The organism is uncultured Roseobacter sp. (assembly GCF_947501835.1).
Classification (GTDB): domain Bacteria; phylum Pseudomonadota; class Alphaproteobacteria; order Rhodobacterales; family Rhodobacteraceae; genus Roseobacter.
Genome location: NZ_CANMXR010000009.1, coordinates 174039 through 195811 on the forward strand (window position 1 = coordinate 174039; position 21773 = coordinate 195811).

Here is a 21773-nt window from a genome sequence, read left to right on the forward strand (position 1 = left end):
GACGACAGATCACCGGCCCGCAAACCGGTTCGGCGTGCGCTTAGCCGCTTTGCGCTTCGGCTCGCGTCTTGCCGGACACATCCAGGGCCAGCGTCGCCGCCATCAGCCCATCCAGATCACCGTCCAGAACCCCTTTGGTGTCGGAGGTTTCAAAGTTGGTGCGCAGGTCTTTGACCATCTGATAGGGCTGCAACACATAGGACCGGATTTGATTGCCCCAGCCCGCATCACCCTTGTTTTCATGGGCTTCGTTGATGGCTGCGTTGCGACGGTCCAGCTCCAACTGATAAAGCCGCGATTTCAGCGCCTTCATCGCGATGTCGCGGTTCTGGTGCTGCGACTTCTCCGAGCTGGTCACCACGATCCCTGTGGGATGGTGGGTGATGCGCACGGCGGAATCCGTTGTGTTCACGTGCTGGCCGCCGGCCCCGGATGACCGGTAGGTGTCGATGCGGATGTCCGACGGGTTCACATCGATGTCGATATTATCGTCCACCACCGGATAGACCCAGACGGAGGTGAACGAGGTGTGCCGTTTGGCCGCTGAATCAAAGGGCGAGATCCGCACCAGCCGGTGCACGCCGCTCTCCGACTTCAGCCAACCATAGGCGTTCTGCCCACTGATCTTGTAGGTAGCGGATTTGATCCCCGCCTCTTCGCCCGCACTTTCGGACTGCAGCTCGACCTTGTAGCCCTTCTTCTCGGCCCAGCGGACGTACATGCGTGCCAGCATAGAGGCCCAGTCACAGCTTTCCGTGCCCCCTGCCCCGGCGTTCACTTCGAGGAAGGTATCATTGCCATCCGCCTCGCCATCTAGCAGCGCTTCAAGCTCCTTTTTCGCGGCCATCTCTTCGAGCGCTTTCAAAGCCGCTTCCGCGTCCGAGACAACCTCCTCATCCTCTTCCATCTCGCCCAGTTCGATGAGTTCGATATTGTCGGCGAGGTCTTGTTTGATCCCCTCGTAAGTGGCGATGGCATCTACCAGAAACTGCCGGTCGCGCATCAGTTTCTGCGCCGCATCCGGGTCATCCCACAAGTTCGGGTCCTCAACCCGCGCGTTGAATTCCTCCAAGCGAAACGGGGCCGTTTCCACGTCCAGTCTCTGGCCCAGCAGGTCCAGCGATTTTTCAATCTTTTCCACGGTATTTTGTGCGTCAGCGCGCATGAAATCTGCCTCGGGCGTTGGGTCTGAACGTCGTGATAAACCAGCGCCCTGCCAGCGGCAAGGGAGCGGCGGCGCTGATGCCCTTATCTGATGCTAATAAAGTCCGCCGGAACTCAATGTCCCAAAGTCGGCTTTTGGCCCCACGGTTGTGGTTTCCCCGGTCGAAGTTGTGACCTGTTGGGTTTGACGCGCGACCTCTTCAAAGAGCGGCAGGTTCTGCCCCATGGCAAATCCGCCATCATAGGTGATGCCAAAGATGGGCTGCTCCCCTTCGCGGAAATATTCGGCCACCACCGCTTCACCGGTCGCCTCCGGGCTCAGACGCGCACCGGTGAACCGATCAATCTTGATGAACCGGCCACCGGGCGGCACCGTGAACGGACCGCCGCCATACTTCTTGGTCGCCTCTTCCATGAAACTTTGGAACACAGGGCCGCACATACCGCCCCCCGATGCCCCGCGCCCCAGCCCGCGCGGCTGATCATAGCCGATGTAACAGCCGGCCACGATGTTGCTGGTGAAGCCGATGAACCAGACATCCTTGGCGTCATTGGTCGTGCCGGTCTTGCCCGCGGTCGGCACCGGCAAGTTGACGGTTCGGCTCGCGGTGCCGCGATCCACCACGCCGCGCATCATCGATGTCAGCTGATAGGCGGTGACCGCATCCATCACCTGCTCGCGGTTCGAGATGATGTTGGGCGCCAGTCCCGAATCCAGGCTGGCCAGTTCACAGTCATAGCACAGCCGGTCGTCGTGGCGGTAAATCGTCTTGCCATAGCGGTCCTGTACGCGGTCAACCAGCGTCGGCTGCACCCGTTCACCGCCATTGGCGAACATCGCGTAGGCCGCCACCATCTGGTACAGCGTCGTCTCTTCTGATCCAAGCGAGTTGGCCAGGAACGTGCCCATATTGTCATAGACGCCAAAACGCTCGGCATAGTCCGCCACCACATCCATGCCGATCTGCTGGGCCAGCCGGATCGTCATCAGGTTCCGCGAGCGTTCAATCCCGGTGCGCAGCGGTGTTGGACCATAGAATTCCCGCGAGGAATTGCGCGGGCGCCACAGCCCCTGCGGTGTGTTGACCTCGATGGGCGCGTCCACAACGATGGTGGCGGGGGAATAGCCGCTGTCGAGGGCGGCCGCATAAACAAAGGGTTTGAAGCTGGACCCCGGCTGGCGTTTGGCCTGCGTGGCGCGGTTGAACACGCTGGCCTGATAGGAGAACCCGCCCTGCATGGAAATCACGCGGCCGGTGTTGACGTCCATCGCGACAAAGCCACCCTGCACCTGAGGCACCTGCCGCAGGGTCCAGCGCACAAAAGTGCCATCCTCATCGGAGGTCATTGCGCGCACATGCACCACATCGCCGACCTCAAGCAGATCCCCGGCTACTTTGGCTTTGCTACCCACGGTGCCATCTTCTGCGCGCTTGCGGGCCCATGTGACGTCATTTGCCGCGATGAAATGACCGTCGTCGTCTTCTGCCACACCTTCGATGCCGATCCGCGCGTCATTGCTGCCGACGGATAAAACCACCGCCGGATACCAGGGGCCATCAAGGTCGATGTCGCGCGCCATCTTGGTCTCGCCGAGCGCGGTACGCCAGTCTTCTTCAGTCTCCAACCGCGCGGGATCGATCTTGATCTTGGCCTCGCGCCAGATGCCTTGCTTGCGGTCATAGTCTTCAAGCGCCCGACGCAGAGCGGTGGCGGCAATGGGCTGCATTTCCTGATCGATGGTGGCGCGGACGGTCAGACCGCCCGTGAAAAACTCGCCTTCCCCGAAATCTTCGGTCAACTGGCGGCGGATCTCATCGGTGAAGTAATCCCGCGGCGGCAATTCCGCCTTGAAGCTTTCGAAGTCGCCATTCTGCACAGAGCGCAGCGGTTCGTTCAATTCCTTGAGCAGCACATCCTGGGTGATGTAGCCATTCTCCATCATCTCCTTCAGCACAAAATTGCGCCGCCCGAGCAGACGGTCTTTCTGGCGTACGGGGTGATAGTCGCTGGGCGCTTTTGGCAAGGATGCCAGAAATGCCGCCTCATGCGGGGCAAGGCTACTGAGCGGTTTGTTGAAGTAGGTCTGGCTGGCCGCAGCCACGCCATAGGAATTCTGCCCAAGGAAAATCTCGTTGAGATAGAGTTCGAGAATTCGCTCCTTGCTCAGCGTCTCCTCAAGGCGGGCGGCGAGAATGATCTCCTTGATCTTGCGTTCCGCCCGCCGGTCGCCGGACAGCAGGAAGTTCTTCATCACCTGCTGCGTGATCGTGGACGCCCCGCGCACATCCTGGCCGCGCGACCGCACCGCATCCACCGCCGCCGCACCGATGCCGCGCAGGTCATACCCATCATGCTGATAGAAATTCTTGTCCTCTGCAGAGATGAACGCCTGTTTTACCAGATCGGGGATCGTCTCCGCAGGCGCAAAAAGCCGCCGTTCCTTGGCGAACTCGTCGATGATTTGCCCCTGCCCGGAATAAATCCTGCTGATCGTGGGTGGTGAATACTGCGCCAGCGACTCGTGGCTCGGCAGATCACGCCCGTACATCCAGAACACCGCGCCAACCGTCAGCGCGACCATACCAATGGCCATCGTGATCGTCGTAAAGATGCCCCCGAAAAAGGACAGGATGAATCGGAACACTGGGCGGACGCCTCTCTTTGATTGCTTGGGCTTACATATAGGCAGTGGCGCCGGTGCCGTCAAAACACGAAAGCTTACGAAACGTGCCAGAACCCGCCGGTTTCGAGCGCAAAATCGCTATTGGCGTACCAGCGGGCGCTTTGCCGTATCCGCGTCACGCCACGTCAGAATGGACCGGGCCATGCCGCCGACGATCTTTGCCCGCCACGTGGGGTCCCGCAGGTTTTTCAAATCCCGCTCGCTGGACAGAAACCCAACCTCGACAAGAACCGAGGGGATGTCGGCTGATTTCAACACGGAAAACCCCGCTTGCCGCAGGGGTCTGCGGTTCATGGGCCCACCGGCCTCGGTCATGCCTTTGACCAGCGCCTTGGCCAATGACTTCGAGCGGGGTTCGGTTTCCTGACGCGCCAGATCCAGCAGGACGCTGGCCACTTCGTCATCTGAGCCGGTCAAATCGGTTCCCGCGATGATATCCGCGCGATTGTGCCGTGCCGCAAGATGGGCGGTGGCGGTGTCGCTGGCATCTTCGGACAGGACATAGACGGTGGCGCCCTGCGCCCCGCCCTGGCTGAGCGCATCCGCGTGCAGGGACAAAAACACATCCGCGCCGGATCTGTGCGCGATGGCGACGCGCCCTTCCAGCGACACGAACATATCGCTGTCCCGGGTCAGGACCACATCGGACACGCCGGACCGCAGCAGCGCCTCGCGCAGTTCCAGCGCGATTTGCAACATCAGCTCTTTTTCGTTGATGTCATCACGCTCCGCGCCGGGGTCCACACCGCCATGGCCGGGGTCAATGGCAACGACAAACCGGTCATCCACCAGCGGCGCCGGGATTTCCTGCGCTTCTTGTTGGGGCCAAAGCGCATCTTCGGGGGGACCTGAACGGGTCGCAAGTTCCGCAGCATCCGCGGGGGCCACGACAATGGACAAAATCGCCGCGCCGGTAGCGTCATCGATGGTCATACCGACCTCATCCGGCAGCATCGGCTGGGCCAGATCTGCCACCATGCGGGACCAGCCGGGTTGAAAGTTCCCAAACCGGATGTCGGTCACGGCGCCCGGGTTCGCCAAAAGATCCGTGGCTTTGACGCCCGACCAATCCACATCGCGAAAATCGACGACCAGCCGTGGCGGCGCCGCCAGCGTAAACACCCTGAAAGGCACGCCCTGACTCAAGTGCAGCGAGACTTCCGCCTTGCCGAACCACCCCTCTTCGATCTGGCTGGACGCAGGGTCGACGCGCGCAACGGCGGTCAACTCCTGCGCCGATAGCGCAGTTGCCCCCATCCAACTGAGGGCGGCTAAAAAAATGAAATGCCGGATCATGCTCTGCTCTGCCGGTTTTGTTTGCCCACACCCTACCGCAGGCCGAGGCCTGAGGGGAACACCCATTAGCGTCCCTGCATGAATTCCTTGAGACGCCCAAGCCCCTCGATGATGTCCTGGGTGCTGCGCGCATAGGAGAACCGCAGCGTGGTGTGTCCGCGCGCGGGGTCGAAATCCAGCCCCGGGGTCACAGAAACCCCTGCCGTCTGCAGGATTTCCTCGGCAAAGGCGCGGCTGTCCTGGGTCAGATCCGACACATCCGCGTAAACATAAAACGCCCCATCCGGCGGGGCGATTTTGGTGAACCCGGCCTCCGGCAACCCCTTCAGCATCAGCGCCCGATTTGCCCGGTAAACGTCCATGTTCTGCTGCAATTCATCCTCCGCATCCATGGCGGCGAGCGCTGCGATCTGGCTCGCATGGGGCGCGCAGATAAACATGTTCTGGGCAATCCGTTCCAGCGTCCGCACATGATCTTCAGGCACAACCATCCAGCCCACACGCCATCCCGTCATCGAGAAATACTTGGAGAAGGAATTGATCACATAGGCCTCATCGGTGATCTGCAGCGCCGTGACCGCCTTCGCCTCATATTCGATGCCGTGGTAGATCTCGTCTGAAATGAACGATGCGCCTTGTGCCTGCGTCGCGTCAATCAAGGCCCGCATGGCCGGTGCGTCCAGCATTGTGCCGGTGGGGTTGGCGGGAGAGGCCACCATCAACCCGGCCAAATCCATCCCGGCAAAATCAGCAGGCACCGGTTGATATCTATTTTCCAGCGCCGTGGGCAAATCCACCGGCTGCAGGTCCAGTGCGCGCAGAATTTGCCGGTAGCTTGGATAGCCGGGGGCGCCGATGCCCACCCGGTCGCCGGTATCGAACAGCGCCGTGAATGCGAGCAAAAATCCGCCCGACGATCCGGGCGTGATCACCACCCGGTTCGGATCGAGATCGACGTTATACCATTCCCCGTACATCTGCGCGATCCGGGCGCGCAAGGCGGGCAGCCCCAGGGCCACCGTATAGCCCAATGGGCCCGCGTCCATCGCGCGGGTCAGCGATTTTGCCGCGGCCTTGGGCGCGCCGGTCCCGGGCTGGCCAACTTCCATGTGAATGATATGGCGGCCTGCGTCCTCCAGACGGCGCGCCGCCTCCATCACATCCATCACAATGAAGGGATCAACAGCCGACCGCCTTGAACTACGCATGAATTCACTCCAATTTCAAAACTATGCTGTTTCACCTGTTCTTCAGGCTCACGTCAATCCCGGCATTGATGGTGTGGCTCATGGCGGCGCCCCTGCAGGCGCAGGGGTTGTTGCGGGATGCTGATCTGGAATACGGGCTCAAACAACTCGCCGCACCGATTCTCAGCGCTGCGGGGCTGAGCCCGTCGCGCGTCAAAATTCTGGTGGTCAATGACAGCTCGCTCAACGCCTTCGTGGTGAGCAATGACGCGATTTATCTGCATTACGGGCTGATCAACCGGATGGAGACTGCGGCGATGCTGCAAGCGGTGATCTCGCATGAGGCAGCGCATATCGCCAACGGCCACCTGACCCGGCGCCTGACCAATCTGGCCAACACGCGCACGGCCTCGGGGCTCGGCCTGGCCTTGGCTGCAGTGGCGGCGGCGGCCGGTGCAGGTAGCGCAGCGGGGGGTATCGCTCTGGGCACACAAAGCTCGGCGCAGGCACGGTTTTTCAAACACACCCGCGCCGAAGAAGCCTCCGCCGATCAATCCGGCATTCGCTTCATGAAATCAGCGGGCGTGGATCCGCAGGGCATGATGGACGTTCTTGAGATTTTTCGCGGTCAGGAAGTCCTGGCTGTAACCCGGCAGGACCCCTATCTGCGCAGCCACCCGCTGTCGCGGGATCGTGTGCGGGCCGTTGAGGGGTTTGTTTCAGCCTATGGCAATATCACGGCGGCAAATCCAGATCACGCATATTGGTTTGATCGGGTGAAGGGGAAGCTCAGCGCTTATACCCGATCCCCGAAATGGACGCTGCGGCGCCTGAAGGAGAGCCCCTATCAGGACGTGCGTCTGTCGCGTGAAGCCGTGGCCGAACACCGACAATCACGCACGAAGCAAGCGTTGCGCGCCATCGACAGCGCCATTGCCCTGCGGCCAAACGACCCGTTTCTGCACGACCAGCGCGGCCAGATCCTGATCGAAACGCGCAATTTCGAGGCAGCCGTCGCGGCCTATGGGCGCGCTGTCCAGCTGGCCCCGAATGACGCTTTGGTGCTGTCGGGCTATGGGCGATCGCTCTTGGCAGCGGGTAACATTAAAAGTGCACGACAAGCTCTTGAGAAAGCAAGATCAATCGATTTTCGTGATGGCGTAATGCTGCGGGACTTATCGGTGGCCTATGCGAAATCCGATCAGATCGGCATGGCCTCCCTGGTCACCGCTGAACGCTACGCCCTGTCGGGTCGGATGAAAGATGCCAAAATTCACGCTGAACGCGCTCTGGGGCTGCTGCCCACGGGTGCTGCCTCTTGGCAACGCGCGCAGGATGTGTTGATTGCTGCTGAACGCGCCGAAAAAAAACGGAGATGATGCCATGACAAACCGCCTGATCCTGCCCGCTCTGCTGGCGTGTCTCACCTTACCGCTGCCCGCTGTGGCGCTTGATCTGGAGACCATGTCGGACGAGGAGCGCGCGCTTTTCCGATCCGAGGTGCGCAGCTATCTGATGGAAAATCCCGAGGTGATCATGGAAGCCGTGCAGGCCTTGGAAGACCGGCAAGCCGAAGCACAGGCGCAGGCTGATCTGACGCTTGTGTCAGACAATGCAGAGGCAATCTTCGACGACGGCTATTCTTTTGTTGGCGGCAATCCTGAAGGCGACATTACCATCGTCGAATTCATGGACTACCGCTGCGGATACTGCAAACGCGCATTCGGCGAGGTTGAGAAGCTGTTGGAATCAGACGGCAATATCCGTTTCATCGTGAAAGAATTCCCGATTTTGGGCGAACAATCTGTCCTGGCATCTCGGTTTGCGATTGCCGCCAAGCAGCTAGAGGGCGCAGAGGCTTACAAATCACTGCATGACGCGCTGATGGCGTTCAACGGTGACATCACCCTGCCCGCGTTGCGGCGTCTGTCTGCCACCTACGGGTTGGACGCGGATGCGATTGAGGCACGGATGAACGACGACACCGTGACAGAAGAAATCGCGCGCACGCGCGCTCTGGCCCAAGAGCTGCGCATTACCGGCACCCCGACTTTCGTCATGCATGATGAAATGCTGCGCGGATACCTGCCCTACGACCGGATGCGCGCAATGCTGGACGAAAAACGCGACCTCTGAAAACCAACGTCGATATCGCGGAATAGCTTTTCGATTTTATTCGGCGGCATCCGCAATCGCTGCTTCTGCGTCTAGCAGCGCTGCTCTCTTTTCCACTTGCTCGACAATGTGCTCCACCATCTCGTCGTTGTTGAGCTTGTGGCTCTGCTTTCCAACTAGATAGACCATGCCCGACCCGGCACCGCCACCTGTAAAGCCCACATCGGTCATCAGCGCCTCGCCCGGTCCGTTCACCACGCAGCCGATGATGCTGAGGCTCATGGGCGTTTTGATGTGTTCAAGACGCTTTTCCAGTTTCTCGACGGTTTTGATCACGTCAAAGCCCTGTCGCGCACAGCTGGGACAACTGATGATGTTGACTCCACGGTGCCGCAGGCCGAGGGATTTCAAAATCTCATAGCCGACTTTCACTTCCTCCACCGGATCAGCGGACAGGCTGACGCGGATCGTGTCGCCGATCCCCATCCATAGCAGGTTGCCCAGGCCAATCGCGGATTTGATCGTGCCGGAGGTGAGCCCCCCCGCCTCGGTAATCCCAAGGTGGATCGGCGCATCCGTCGCCTCGGCCAATTGCTGGTAGGCCGCCGCTGCCATGAAAACATCGGAGGCTTTGCAGCTGATTTTGAACTCGTGAAAATCATTGTCCTGCAGGATCTTGATGTGATCCAGACCGGATTCGACCATCGCATCGGGACAGGGCTCGCCATATTTATCCAGCAGGTGTTTTTCCAGACTGCCCGCGTTTACGCCAATGCGGATCGAGCAGTTATGGTCTCTCGCAGCCTTGATGACCTCTTTCACGCGGTTCTCGTCACCGATGTTACCGGGATTGATCCGCAGGCAGGCTGCGCCGGCCTCTGCCGCTTCGATGCCGCGTTTATAGTGGAAATGGATGTCCGCCACGATCGGTACGGAGACTTCAGGCACAATCTCGCGGAGCGCTTTGGAGGACGCCTCATCTGGAACCGAGACGCGCACAATGTCAGCTCCGGCATCGACTGCGGCCTGTATCTGCTCGATGGTCGCTTTTACGTCCGTTGTCAGCGTGTTGGTCATGGTTTGAACCGTAATCGGCGCATCGCCCCCGACCGGCACATTGCCGACCATGATCTGACGCGATGTGCGGCGATAGATATTGCGCCAGGGGCGCACGTGGTTCAGCGACATGGGACATTCCTTTGTCAGGAGCTTCTGTCAGCTAAAATAGACAGCTGCGCCCCTACCCGCAATGGTGGGTTTCACAAAGGATCAGGTGTTATTCGGTCGCAGGCGCCAAAGGTGTCTGCAGCTCAACCACGGTTGTCGCCAAGGCCTCGTCCGCAGCGAGGTCCGCCACGGTGTACCGTGACTTCAACGCGCCCACCTCAAGCGGCAGTTTCGAGGTGATTGTACCCGTCTCTCCCACAGGGCCGTAATACTCGCCATTCAGCGCGAAATAGATCGCACCGCTTTCGCCCGTACGCAACAACGGTGGGACTTCGCTCTGCGGGGCATCCCAGGTGTCACCAGGTTCCATGATGGTTTCGAAGATCACGGTGCCATCTGCGGCGCTCACGCGGACCCAGGATGGGCGCACGGCAACCATACGCAAAGCTGGCCCCGGATTTTCAACCACTTGGGGGATTGTCTTCGCGCGCTCAAGACTGGCCGAAATGGCACTGTCGATGGCACCTGCCAGCGACTCGGTCGGCGGCACGACGTCTTTCTCAACTTGTGCGAAGTTCCCGATTGTACGCGGATCAATTGTCGATATCGGGGCATCGCGCGCAACAAGCACGGGCACATCAAGCGCCTGCGGGCGGTAAAGCTGGTCCAGCGCGTCAGCGCGTGGCTGATCCATGGCACCGGGTGTTTGCGCCGCATCCGTTGCATTTGGAGCGGCGGCCAAGACACCATCCAGAGGGTCAAGGTCAGAAAGCACAACGGGTGTCTGCTCAACCGGTGCAACCTGAACCCGTTGCACCTCCTGAAGCACAGAGTAGCAACCGAACCCAATGGCAGAGATCAGCGCCAGCAAAACCAATGACGAGCCGATGGCGCTTGGTTCAATACCGGAAAAGAAACCATCCCGCGTCGGCACAAAGGGCGTGCCCGGGCGGTTGAACATATCGCCGTCACCCAGGCTGCCAACCCGTTCCTCGCGCGATGATTTCTTGATGACGGATGCCTTGGACGACATGCCGTGCGCAACGGTAAATCCACTTTCCTTGCAGAAAGTCTCGAACGCCTCATCGGGGTTCATTCCAAGATAGCGCGCATAGGACCGCACATATCCAGCAATGAATCCTGGTGTGTCAAAGGCGTCTGGATCGCAATTCTCGATTGCCGCAATATAGGCTGCTTTGATCCGCAGTTCGCGTTGGACGTCGAGGAGAGATTTGCCCATGGTCGCGCGTTCGCCGCGCATCACATCGCCGAGACGCAATTCGAAATCATCGAACCCTTTGCGTTCGACTTCTTCTTCAACACTCTCTGAGTGTTTACGCCCAATCATAAACCTGCCCCGTCTTCCCCGTGCCTGCCTAACGCCTCCGCCAGACTGTGAATCGTCCCCACGATTCGTATCTGACTTCTTGTTTATGTTAGGTTAACACAAGGCAACTTCAATTTCATATAGGTGAGTATTAACCTACATCTTCGGCACGATTTAGCGCACAATGTGACCAAAGTCCGTCCATTGCATGAACAAGGGCATTCATTTCGTCAGGGCCGTGTACGGGCGATGGTGTGAAACGCAGCCGCTCCGTGCCACGCGGAACCGTCGGGAAATTGATGGGCTGCACGTAGATCCCGTGATCCTCAAGAAGCATGTCGCTGAGCATCTTGGTATGGACCGGATCGCCCACCATCACCGGCACGATATGGCTGCCGTGGTCGATGATCGGCAGCCCAAGACCCTTGAGGCGCAGCTTGAGAATACGCGCTTGCGTCTGATGCGCTTCGCGCAATTCGGGCGCCCGCTTCAGGAAGGCGACAGAGGCCGCAGCACCCGCTGCAACAGCCGGCGGCAGTGATGTTGTAAAGATAAACCCCGGCGCATAAGACCTTATAGCATCACACATTTTCGCCGATGCAGCGATATAGCCGCCCATCACCCCGAAGGCCTTGGCAAGCGTCCCATTGATGATGTCGAGACGGTGCATCAAACGATCACGCTCGGCCACACCTGCGCCGCGCGGACCATACATCCCCACCGCGTGGACCTCATCGATGTAGGTCAGCGCTCCAAACTCATCCGCCAGATCGCAAATCGCCTCAATCGGGCCAAAATCGCCATCCATCGAATAGATCGATTCAAAGGCGATGACCTTGGGCGCATCCGGATCGTCGGCTTCCAATAGTTCACGCAGATGGTCCAGATCATTGTGGCGGAAGATGCGTTTTGCGCCCCCGTTGCGCCGCACACCTTCGATCATCGAGGCGTGATTGAGCGCGTCGGAATAAATAATGAGGCCCGGAAACAGCTTGGGCAGCGTCGATAACGTGGCGTCATTCGCAATATAGGCCGAGGTGAACAGCAGTGCGGCCTCTTTGCCGTGCAAATCTGCCAGCTCCGCCTCAAGCCGCTTATGATAGACCGTGGTGCCGGATATATTGCGGGTCCCGCCGGACCCTGCCCCGGTGGCATCAATCGCTTCGTGCATCGCCTCCAGAACGACAGGGTGCTGACCCATGCCCAGATAGTCGTTGCCGCACCATACGGTCACGGATTGAGTGCTGCCATCTGGCCGGGTGCGCGTGGCATGAGGAAATTGACCTTTGTGGCGCTCAATGTCGATGAACGTCCGGTAGCGCCCTTCTTCGTGCAGACGCGCGATCGCCTGATCCAGCTGGTCGTTATAGCTCACCTGGTGTCTCCTTCATGCGATCCCGGGCACGTCGCACCTTTGGAATCTTTCTAAACATAGCAATATAGCCCCTCACGTGGAGGTGCAATATCCTTAGACCGGGCACCATGTCGCATCCTTGATATGCATCAAATACAACCGCGCCATTCGCTGACTGTACGCAGCGATCGGCCTGGGCGGTTTCGCATCTGGACACCGCAGCGCCTGCTGGTACGGTCCGGGTCAAACAAGAGGAGTTGCCCCATGTCCTTAGACGCTGTTTTAGCCCGTATCGATTCCGATCTGCCCGCCGCCATGGACCGCCTGATGGACCTGCTGCGCATCCCGTCGATTTCAACCGACCCGGCCTTCAAAGCCTCCTGTGACAAGGCCGCGGACTGGCTGGTTGACGATTTGAACGGCCTCGGGATCAAGACCGAAAAACGCACCACACCCGGCCACCCGATGGTTGTGGGGCATATCGACGGCCCCGGGCCGCACCTTTTGTTTTATGGCCATTACGACGTGCAACCGGTTGATCCGCTTGAGTTGTGGGACAATGATCCGTTCGACCCGCAGATCGAAGAAACCGCCAAGGGCCAGGTCATTCGCGGGCGTGGATCTTCGGACGACAAGGGCCAGTTGATGACCTTCATCGAGGCCTGCCGGGCGTGGAAAGCCGAACATGGCAGCCTGCCCTGCAAGATGACTTTTTTTCTGGAGGGCGAAGAGGAAAGCGGCTCGCCCTCTCTGGTGCCCTTCATGGAGGAAAACGCCGAAGAGCTGAAATCCGACATTGCGCTGATCTGCGACACCGGGCTCTTCGAGAGCAAGACACCGGCCATCGTGACCATGCTGCGCGGGCTTCTGGGTGAGGAGATCACAATCACGGGACCGGATGTGGATTTGCATTCGGGCATGTATGGTGGCGTGGCGATCAACCCGATCCGGGTGATGTCGCGCATTGTCGCGTCGCTGCATGACGATGAGGGCCGCATCACCATCCCCGGGTTTTATGACGGCGTGCCGGAGCTTTCAGATGAGATGGAGGCGCAGTGGCAGGGGCTGGCATTCGATCACGCGGCTTTCCTTGGCGATGTCGGGTTGTCGAAGCCTGCGGGCGAACAGGACCGCACACCGCTGGAGATGATCTGGTCGCGCCCCACCTGCGAAGTGAACGGCATCTGGGGCGGCTACACCGGGGATGGGTTCAAAACCGTGCTGCCCTCGAAAGCCCATGCCAAGATCAGCTTTCGCCTTGTCGGTGATCAGGACCCGCTGGCGATCCGCGACAATTTCCGGGCTCTGGTGCGTGACATGGTGCCCGAGGATTGCGAGGTGAGTTTCAACGACCACGGGGCCGGCAAAGCCTCGATGACGGAGACCGACGACCCGAGCTTTGAGGCCGCGCGCAGGGCGCTCACCGAGGAATGGCAGGTGCCTGCCGCCTATGTCGGCTGTGGCGGGTCCATCCCGATTGCGGGGCATTTCCAAGAAATCCTCGGGACCACGCCGATGCTGATCGGCTTTGGCAAGGATGATGACGCGCTGCACTCCCCGAACGAAAAATATGACGTGGAAAGCTTTCACAAGGGCATCCGCAGCTGGGCCCGCATTCTCGCCGCCCTCGCGCGGTGACGTGCATCGTATGAGGCCTGCGTATGATGCCCCCATCCTTTGAAAGCGACTTTGTCGAGGTGAACGGGCAGCGCATTTGTTATGCGCTGGCGGGTTCCGGTCCGCCGCTTTTGCTGTTGCATGGGTTTCCGCAGACCCATGTGCTCTGGCGGCAGGCCGGTGCGCTGCTCGGTGATCGCTATACGGTGATTGCGCCCGATTTGCGCGGCTATGGCGCGAGTTCAAAACCCGAGGGGACTGAGAACTATTCGTTCCGCCATATGGCACAGGACCAGACGGCGCTGATGAAACATCTGGGGTTTGCGCGGTTTCATGTCGCTGGCCATGATCGCGGTGGACGAGTCGCGCATCGTCTTGCGCTGGACGCGCCGGATGCAATGCTGAGCCTCACGGTGATGGATATCGTGCCCACGCACCTGTTGCTGGATCAACTGTCGCGGCAGGTTGCAACCGCCTATTATCACTGGTTTTTTCTCGCACAGCCTGCGCCTTTTCCAGAAACCATGATCGGACATGACCCGGACCGGTATTTTGAAAGCTGCCTGCTGGGTTGGGGTGCTGCAAAACTGTCCGACTTCGAGACAGAGGCGCTATCCGCCTACCGCGAGGCCTGGCGTGACCCGGACGCCATCCGCGGCATGTGCGCCGACTACCGCGCAGCGCTTCACTATGATTTCGACCTCGATGCGCAGGATCTGGACCGCACCGTCACCTGCCCTGCGCTTGTGCTGTACGGGGCCGATGGCGCCATGGCACGCGCCTATGATTTGCCCGCCACCTGGCAGGACCGGCTCGCCGATATGCGCGCGCAGGCAATTCCCGGCGGGCACTTCTTTGTCGATCAATCGCCTGCAGAAACGGCGCGGGCCCTCCAGATCTTCATCGACGGGATCGAAACGCATTGATCGGTTGTTCAAGGAAAAGTGGCGCGGTTGACGGGGCTCGAACCCGCGACCCCCGGCGTGACAGGCCGGTACTCTAACCAACTGAGCTACAACCGCGCGATGTCGGGCGGAATAGGCCAAGAGACCGCAAGCGTCAATAGCCCGCCGGGCGGAATCCGGGCTTGAATGCGCCGAACGCGGTTTTGCAGCCATGCCGCTCCGGCATCAGCGGCACCAGTTGATCACGGCGCGATCGGCCAAGGTGTCTGATGTCATCACCAACGGCACGCTGCGGGCTAAAACGCAAAAAGGGACCCGAAGGTCCCTTTTCAAGCAGCGGTGGCGCGGTTGACGGGGCTCGAACCCGCGACCCCCGGCGTGACAGGCCGGTACTCTAACCAACTGAGCTACAACCGCCCACTGCACACACCAAGCGAACCCGATGCGTTTGGACCTCTTATGGCGCGCCTCAGGTCGCGTCAAGCGGGTTGCGCATCCGAAACCGGTTTTTTTGCAGACATCTTACTAAACGCGCGGGTATGAGGTCAGCCTCGGTCAAGTCAGCTTGCACCATCGGGGAGACCCGCGAGAATATGATGCGCCATTTCCGCGCCCCAACGCGCATATGTTTCCGGGCCCGGGTGAAACCCATCCCTGGCCATTTTCGTCGGATCAAAACCCCACTTGGGCTCCACCATCCGCACCGTTGCGTCCGGTGCCAGATCCGCTGTCAATCTGGCCATCATCGCGGCGGCATGTTTTCCCAGAACCAGGCCAAGCGGGTTTGGCAGTGCCGGAAACTGCGCAATCGGGGGTATGGCGGTGCCATAGATGCGCTGGACACCAAAGTCGCGCTTGAGAATGTCATGCACCAAACGGGTCTGTGCGGACCACCGTTTTGGCGAAACCAGTCGTGTCACATCGTTCACGCCCAGAGCGGTCACAGCGACGTCAAACTGCGCGCGCCCGTGGTTGCGCAACATATCTGGAATGGCGCGTGTGGTGATGCCCGTCTGCGCAATGAGACGCCAATGCAGCGAAACAGTACCCGACAATGCCTGCACAAGCTGCCCGCTGAGCGCGTCCTGCTGGTGGTGGGCGCCAACACCGGCGGCCGAGGAATCTCCCAGGATCAGCAGGCGAAGCGGCCTGCCGGTGCCTGACGATCCCGTTCGCGGGCCTGCAGCCTCGGGCAATCGGGGGGTTTTGCGAATGACCTGAAGGGCCTGAGCGGCCAGCACCGGCGATAAAACCAACTGCGCCGCGCGACCGGTCAGCATCCCCGTGTCACCGCTTCACTTGTCCGGCAAAGGAATGAATTCGGCATCATCACCCGGTGGCAGCTGAAACCGCCCATGCGCCCAATCCCCGGCGCGCCAGGCTTCCTTTGCAGCATCAATGCGGTCCTTGGAGGACGCCACGAAATTCCACCAGATATGGCGCGGCCCATTCAGCGTCTCGCCCCCCAACAGCATCAGGCGCGCCCCCTGATCCCCTGCGGTCACGGTGATCTGATCCCCGGGTCGAAACACCATCATTTGTCCGGCGTCGAAGGCGTCTCCTGCCACCATGATCGACCCCGACACAACATAGATCCCGCGGTCCTCATGATCATCCGGCAACGGCAGACGCGCGCCCGCTTCCAGCAAGGCATCGGCATAGAACATGTCCGAATAGGTTTTGACCGGCGCCCGTTCGCCATAGGCATGGCCAAGGATCAGCCGCATCTGCTTCCCCTCACCCTCCAGCACGGGCAGCGTGTCTTTGGGCGCGTGCTCAAAGGCTGCGGGGTCATCCTCGGCCTCCTCCGGCAGGGCGACCCAGGTCTGAATGCCAAAAAGATCATGGGGGCGCTGGCGAATCTCACCGTCCGTGCGTTCGGAATGGGTGATCCCATGACCGGCCACCATCCAGTTGACCGCCCCGGGTTCAATCCACTGATCGGTCCCGAGACTGTCACGGTGGTGGATCTTGCCCTTGTAGAGGTAGGTCACCGTTGCCAGACCAATATGTGGATGCGGGCGCACGTCGATGCCTTTGCCGGTGACAAACTCCGCAGGCCCCATCTGGTCGAAAAAGATGAACGGGCCGACCATCTGACGCCGTGGCGACGGCAGGGCGCGACGCACTTCGAAGCCCCCCAGATCACGCGCACGCGGCACGATCACCGTATCAATTGCGTCAACCGCGTCGCCTGTCGGGCAGTCTGGATCCAATGCGGGGTTCCAACTCATGGGCTGCGCTCCTCTATCCTGCCATGCCCTCAAGATAGCGGCGCCTGCGGGCGAGACAATCATCTCGCGCTTAAATCTTGCGTAAATCCCGGGCGGCGTCGGCGGCGACCGACTTTTCATCGATCCGGCGGGCGGCCTGATCCAGACGTGCCGCCATGTGAATGATCTCCGACACGTCGCCCGCGCTTTGTTCCAGCGCCATTTCATAGGCGGCGTATTCCAGAAAATGGGCCGCGATCTGCATCGCTGCGCGCACCCGTTCCGCTGGCGGCAAGCCATCAAGCCCGGCAAAAGCCGATGAAAGGTCCACAACCTTGGAAGAAATGTCATCTGTCGGCACGCTCATATCGTGTCCGCTTTCAACCACTATCACCCACCAGTCTTTCACACACCTCGTGTCAAAGACATCCGCTGTCGCCCAGTTTCAGTGTCAGGGCTTTTTCCGTCGGGTCTTGGACCGCTCCGAAACAGCGCATTTTGTCGCCAACCCTTAACGAGTTGATCGTGCTTTCACTGTCTCTTAACAGATGCCGTTATGTCAACCCGAGGTAGACCAATCAGGCGCCACCAACACGTTTAGCGATAAAAAAGACGCAATCAGCCTATTGCAGACGCGTCGGCGTCGGGGATCTCAGCAGGGGGACGTCGTCACCAAGAACCTCAAGCGACGAATGATTGATGCGTGCGGAGGTATCGACAAGCTCCCCCACCAGACGCGCGGGCTGTCGCCCTGCCAATTCATATGCGGCATATTCCAAAAGGCGTGCGGCAACCGTCATGGCCTTGTGCGAGCGCTCAACAGGGGGAAGCTCATCCAACAGATGAATGAGCCGATCAACGTCGCTGTCTCCCAGCTCCGGATCCGTCTCTGATTGCCCGGCAAACCCGCCTTTATTGTAAAACATTTGACCACACGTCCCATTTTCATGTCGCTTGATTGCAGCATTGGTACCTGAGCAGAATCACACGCACCTTCCCTTGGCAAGCGGGTCCTCTACAGATCAGTACTCTATATCGTTTTCGGCAGATTTGCGCTCGTTTTTTCGTGCGCTAAGAAACAAGTTCTCGGAAGACGGGAAAGTGGTGGGTCGTGAGAGGCTCGAACTCCCGACATCTTCGGTGTAAACGAAGCGCTCTACCAACTGAGCTAACGACCCGATGCCGCGCGGTTTAGCCAAAGACGCAGCCAGCTTCAAGCCCCTATCGACAAGCGATGCATTTCTCCATCTTCGAGGTGATAAACCACCCCCTGCCCGCCCGGCAGCATGCCGATCTCGGCGATGTCCTTACCCAGTATGATCAGCCGCAGCATCCGCGATGTGATACCATGTGTGACCAGCACCGAGGGCCCCGGCAGATCGGCGAGAAACGCGGTACAGCGCGCATGCAGCCGCTGAAACCCCTCGCCCCCCGGTGCGCGTTCATAAAGGTCCAGCGCGCTTTCCTCACTCTCGTCCACCGGGCGGTCGACCACCAATTCGTCACGCCGCAGCCCTTCCCACGCCCCGACAAAGATCTCCGCCAGCCGAGGGTCCGTGTGCACGGCTGGCACCAGCCCTTCCAACGCGATGGAGGCCGTGTGAAACGCGCGACCCTGCGGGCTGCAAAAGGCCTGAAAGCCCGTCAGATCGCACCCGCGGAGGATGTCATTCTGCGCCCGCGCCTGCGCTTTTCCTTCCGCTGTCAGCGGCGAATCCAGCCGTCCTTGAATCCGGTGCTCGGCGTTCCAGACAGTTTGCCCGTGACGTAGAATGTAAAGCGGCGGCATTGTTCAAAATCCTTCCCGGTGGGTGACAGCCTGCGCGTCACAACTGTCAAATCTGCGTCTGTCGATGTCACTCTGATACGGGAAGAGCAATGCCGATTTTACGCGACCAGACAGCGCCGGCTGACAGGTGGGCGCACAAGCTGGCGCAAACCGCCAGAAGATTGGCGCCTTTTGCGAGTACCAATTCGCAGTCCCTCCACTATCTTTACGTGTAGTGGCACAGGCAACGCACTCAGCGATACCCAGGGGAGATTTTCATGACAATTGAACTGAAACTGAATGGCAAGACCCATACGGTCGATGCAGAACCGGGCACACCACTTTTGTGGGTGATCCGCGATGACCTCAAACTGACGGGCACCAAATTTGGCTGTGGCGTGGCCGCCTGCGGCGCCTGCACCGTCCATGTCGATGGCGCGCCGGTGCGCTCCTGTCAGATCTATGTCGAAGATCTGGAAGGCTCCGAAGTCACCACAATCGAAGGCGTGAATTCCGACGCCGCCAAGGCCGTGCAAACTGCCTGGGCGGAACTGGACGTGGTGCAATGCGGTTATTGCCAATCCGGACAGATCATGTCGGCCGTGGGTCTGCTGACTGAAAACGCAAAACCCACGGTGGCAGACATCGACGATTACATGAACGGCAACGCCTGTCGTTGCGCCACCTATCAACGCATCCGCGCCGCCATCCTGCGCGCCTCAGATCTGATGGAGGCCTGATCCATGACCGTTACAACAACCCGCCGGGGCTTCCTGGCATCCGCCGCCGCAACGACCGGCCTACTGGCCATCGGCATTTCCCCCAAAGGTGCGTTGGCCAAGGCAGGCACCGGCGCTTTGAACCCATTTGTGACCATTGCGCCAGATGGTACCGTCACCGCAATCGTGAAGCACTTTGAAAAGGGACAGGGCACAGCGACCGGCCTCTCCACCCTGATCGCGGAAGAGCTGAACATGTCGCTCGATGCGATCAGGTTTGAATTCGCGCCGTCCGACCCGGCCGTCTACAACAATTTCCTTTTTGGCCCCTATCAGGGGACTGGCGGATCGACGGCAATGGCCAATTCCTACGCCCAATATCGCGGGGCCGGCGCTGCAGCGCGTGAGATGCTGTTGCAGGCTGCCGCCAATCGCTGGGGTGTATCGGCCAGCGATTTGTCGATGCAGGACGGGATGATTTCCGGCGCGGGGCAAGAAGCAGGCATTGGCGAGTTTGTGGCAGAGGCCGCGGCGCTTGATGTTCCCGCAGAGCCCAGGCTCAAGGACCCCTCCGAGTTCCGCATCATCGGCAATGCGAATGTGCACCGCAAAGACCAGGACGCAAAAATCAATGGTAGCGCCCAATACGCCATGGACCTGCATCTTGAGGGCCAAATGGTCGTGGTGATCAAGCGCAGCCCGCGCATGGGCGGGGTTGTGGCCTCCTTCGACGATAGCGCGGCCAAGGAAATCAAGGGTTTCATTCAGGCTCTGGCATTGCCCAACGGTGCTGGTGTCGCTGTCTATGCCGATAAGACATGGGCGGCGTTTCAGGCCCGCGACGCGGTAGAGGTCACATGGGACTTCGCCGCAGCGGAAACCCGCAGCTCTGATGACATTCGACGGGAATTGCTCGCCGCCCTCGATGACAATGCGGAATTCGATGCCTCATCCGAGACCGATCTGTCCGACACGCTCTCGGCCATCGAAGGGGCCGCACAGGTGGTTGAAGAAACCTTCTATTTCCCGCTGCTGGCCCATGCCCCCATGGAGCCTCTGGGAGCGACGATCGAGCCGCTGGCGGATGGCGGTGTGATCATCCACGATGGGGCACAGTTCCCCACCAGCAATCACAATGCGCTGTCTCAGATCCTCGAATTGCCAATGGAAAAGGTTCAGGTGAATACCATGCTGGCCGGTGGCTCCTTTGGCCGCCGTGCCACGCCAACGGCAGACTATCAGGTCGAGGTCGCCCTGGCCTTTGCCATGACCGACCGTACGCGCCCGGTCAAATTGGTCTGGTCACGCGAGGATGACATCACCGGCGGGTATTACCGCCCCGCATTCGCGCATAAGGTCCGTGTCGGGCTGGATGACGCGGGCAAAATCGTGGGCTGGGATCACCGCATCGCCGGGCAATCCATCTTCAAGGGCACCTTCTTTGAGAGTGTGATCGTGCACGACGGCATCGATCATTCTTCCGTTGAAGGGGCGGCTGATACGCCTTATGCCATCCCGGGCATGCACTTTGGCCTGACGGATAACAAACCGGCCACAACGCTGCTGTGGTGGCGCTCCGTTGGGCATACCCATACCGCATATGTCATGGAAAGCATGATGGACATTGCGGCCAAGGCTGCCGGTCGCGATGCGGTGGCGTTCCGCCTCGACTACCTCGCGGATGGCACACCGGATCAGGAGCGCAAAGCCGCGGTACTGCGGCTGGCCGCGGAGAAAGCGGGCTGGGGCCAGGCCGCGCCGGGCCGCAGCCAGGGCGTTGCCGTGCACAAGTCCTTTGGCTCTTATGTCGCCGAAGTGGCCGAGATTTCACGGGACGCGGATGGCTACGTGAAGATCGAGAAAATCACTGCGGCAGTGGATTGTGGTCTGCCGGTGAACCCCGATGTGATCAAAGCCCAGATCGAGGGGGGCATCGGCTATGGGATCGGGGCGGTCATGCGCAATGAGATCACGCTGAGTGAGGGGGCCACGGATCAGATCAATTTTCCTGATTACGAACCACTGCGCATCCATGACATCGCCGAGATTGAAACGTATATCGTGCCCTCCACCGTTGATCCAACGGGCATAGGTGAACCCGGCACGCCACCCGCGGGCCCCGCGCTGGCCAATGCCATCGCGGTTGATGGGCCGCGCGTTACATCCCTACCGATGACCAATGAAGGTATTGATTTCGTTTAGAAACCTGAAACCCGAAAAGCCTGATGGCCCGCCGCGTTGCAAAACGTGTGCGG

18 protein-coding genes and 3 tRNA genes are annotated in these 21773 nt (G+C 60.0%); 6 read left to right on the forward strand and 15 right to left on the reverse strand.

Going from position 1 to position 21773, the window contains the following annotated elements; translation table 11 throughout:
• Positions 1-40: 40 nt before the first annotated feature.
• The 4 genes from prfB to Q1A20_RS18850 form a co-directional block, all read right to left on the reverse strand.
• The gene (gene prfB, locus Q1A20_RS18835) at positions 41-1165 is read right to left on the reverse strand and encodes a peptide chain release factor 2 (protein ID WP_298976007.1); all 1125 of its coding nucleotides are present in this window, start codon (positions 1163-1165) and stop codon (positions 41-43) included.
• A 93-nt stretch (positions 1166-1258) separates the two neighbouring features.
• A complete protein-coding gene (locus Q1A20_RS18840) occupies positions 1259-3811 on the reverse strand; it encodes a penicillin-binding protein 1A (RefSeq protein WP_299409482.1) in 2553 nt (850 codons plus the stop codon).
• 117 nt (positions 3812-3928) lie between these two features.
• Complete coding sequence (locus tag Q1A20_RS18845) at positions 3929-5146, reverse strand: N-acetylmuramoyl-L-alanine amidase (RefSeq protein WP_299409485.1); 1218 nt, start codon at positions 5144-5146, stop codon at positions 3929-3931.
• 65 nt (positions 5147-5211) lie between these two features.
• On the reverse strand, positions 5212-6354 hold the full coding sequence (locus Q1A20_RS18850) for an aminotransferase class I/II-fold pyridoxal phosphate-dependent enzyme (RefSeq protein WP_299918111.1): 1143 nt from the start codon (positions 6352-6354) through the stop codon (positions 5212-5214).
• An 80-nt stretch (positions 6355-6434) separates the two neighbouring features.
• Here Q1A20_RS18850 and Q1A20_RS18855 point away from each other — a divergent pair, with 80 nt between their 5' ends.
• Both Q1A20_RS18855 and Q1A20_RS18860 read left to right on the forward strand, forming a co-directional pair.
• Positions 6435-7712, forward strand: a complete 1278-nt coding sequence (locus Q1A20_RS18855) for a M48 family metalloprotease (protein ID WP_299409490.1) — start codon at positions 6435-6437, stop codon at positions 7710-7712.
• A 4-nt stretch (positions 7713-7716) separates the two neighbouring features.
• A complete protein-coding gene (locus Q1A20_RS18860) occupies positions 7717-8469 on the forward strand; it encodes a DsbA family protein (protein WP_299409493.1) in 753 nt (250 codons plus the stop codon).
• Between the two features lie 36 nt (positions 8470-8505).
• Here the strand turns inward: Q1A20_RS18860 and ispG are convergent, their stop codons facing one another.
• From ispG to hemA, 3 genes are all read right to left on the reverse strand, one after another.
• On the reverse strand, positions 8506-9636 hold the full coding sequence (gene ispG / locus Q1A20_RS18865; protein ID WP_299409495.1) for a flavodoxin-dependent (E)-4-hydroxy-3-methylbut-2-enyl-diphosphate synthase: 1131 nt from the start codon (positions 9634-9636) through the stop codon (positions 8506-8508).
• Positions 9637-9724: 88 nt separating this feature from the next.
• Positions 9725-10963, reverse strand: coding sequence for a helix-turn-helix domain-containing protein (locus tag Q1A20_RS18870; protein WP_299918114.1), 1239 nt, complete (start codon positions 10961-10963; stop codon positions 9725-9727).
• A gap of 130 nt (positions 10964-11093) precedes the next feature.
• A complete protein-coding gene (hemA, locus tag Q1A20_RS18875; RefSeq protein WP_299409501.1) occupies positions 11094-12317 on the reverse strand; it encodes a 5-aminolevulinate synthase in 1224 nt (407 codons plus the stop codon).
• Positions 12318-12560: 243 nt separating this feature from the next.
• Here hemA and Q1A20_RS18880 point away from each other — a divergent pair, with 243 nt between their 5' ends.
• Positions 12561-13934 carry a M20/M25/M40 family metallo-hydrolase gene (locus Q1A20_RS18880; protein WP_299918116.1) on the forward strand — a complete coding sequence of 458 codons (1374 nt, stop codon included), beginning with the start codon at positions 12561-12563 and terminating at the stop codon, positions 13932-13934.
• A 26-nt stretch (positions 13935-13960) separates the two neighbouring features.
• Entirely contained in the window at positions 13961-14839 is an 879-nt protein-coding gene (locus tag Q1A20_RS18885) for an alpha/beta fold hydrolase (RefSeq protein ID WP_299918160.1), read from the forward strand.
• A 19-nt stretch (positions 14840-14858) separates the two neighbouring features.
• Here Q1A20_RS18885 and Q1A20_RS18890 read toward each other — a convergent pair.
• From Q1A20_RS18890 to Q1A20_RS18925, 8 genes are all read right to left on the reverse strand, one after another.
• Positions 14859-14935: transfer RNA gene (locus tag Q1A20_RS18890), tRNA-Asp, on the reverse strand.
• 223 nt (positions 14936-15158) lie between these two features.
• Positions 15159-15235: transfer RNA gene (locus Q1A20_RS18895), tRNA-Asp, on the reverse strand.
• 143 nt (positions 15236-15378) lie between these two features.
• Positions 15379-16098: an SGNH/GDSL hydrolase family protein gene (locus Q1A20_RS18900; protein ID WP_299918118.1), complete on the reverse strand. Its 720-nt coding sequence runs from the start codon at positions 16096-16098 to the stop codon at positions 15379-15381.
• 15 nt (positions 16099-16113) lie between these two features.
• Positions 16114-17052, reverse strand: coding sequence for a pirin family protein (locus Q1A20_RS18905; RefSeq protein ID WP_299918120.1), 939 nt, complete (start codon positions 17050-17052; stop codon positions 16114-16116).
• Between the two features lie 70 nt (positions 17053-17122).
• Entirely contained in the window at positions 17123-17398 is a 276-nt protein-coding gene (locus Q1A20_RS18910) for a hypothetical protein (RefSeq protein WP_298976031.1), read from the reverse strand.
• Positions 17399-17654: 256 nt separating this feature from the next.
• Positions 17655-17957, reverse strand: a complete 303-nt coding sequence (locus tag Q1A20_RS18915) for a hypothetical protein (protein WP_298976033.1) — start codon at positions 17955-17957, stop codon at positions 17655-17657.
• Positions 17958-18133: 176 nt separating this feature from the next.
• Positions 18134-18209: transfer RNA gene (locus tag Q1A20_RS18920), tRNA-Val, on the reverse strand.
• Between the two features lie 35 nt (positions 18210-18244).
• A complete protein-coding gene (locus Q1A20_RS18925; protein WP_299918123.1) occupies positions 18245-18820 on the reverse strand; it encodes a histidine phosphatase family protein in 576 nt (191 codons plus the stop codon).
• Positions 18821-19077: 257 nt separating this feature from the next.
• Here Q1A20_RS18925 and Q1A20_RS18930 point away from each other — a divergent pair, with 257 nt between their 5' ends.
• Entirely contained in the window at positions 19078-19539 is a 462-nt protein-coding gene (locus tag Q1A20_RS18930; RefSeq protein WP_299918126.1) for a (2Fe-2S)-binding protein, read from the forward strand.
• Positions 19540-19542: 3 nt separating this feature from the next.
• Positions 19543-21720, forward strand: coding sequence for a molybdopterin cofactor-binding domain-containing protein (locus tag Q1A20_RS18935; protein ID WP_299409520.1), 2178 nt, complete (start codon positions 19543-19545; stop codon positions 21718-21720).
• Positions 21721-21773: the final 53 nt, after the last annotated feature.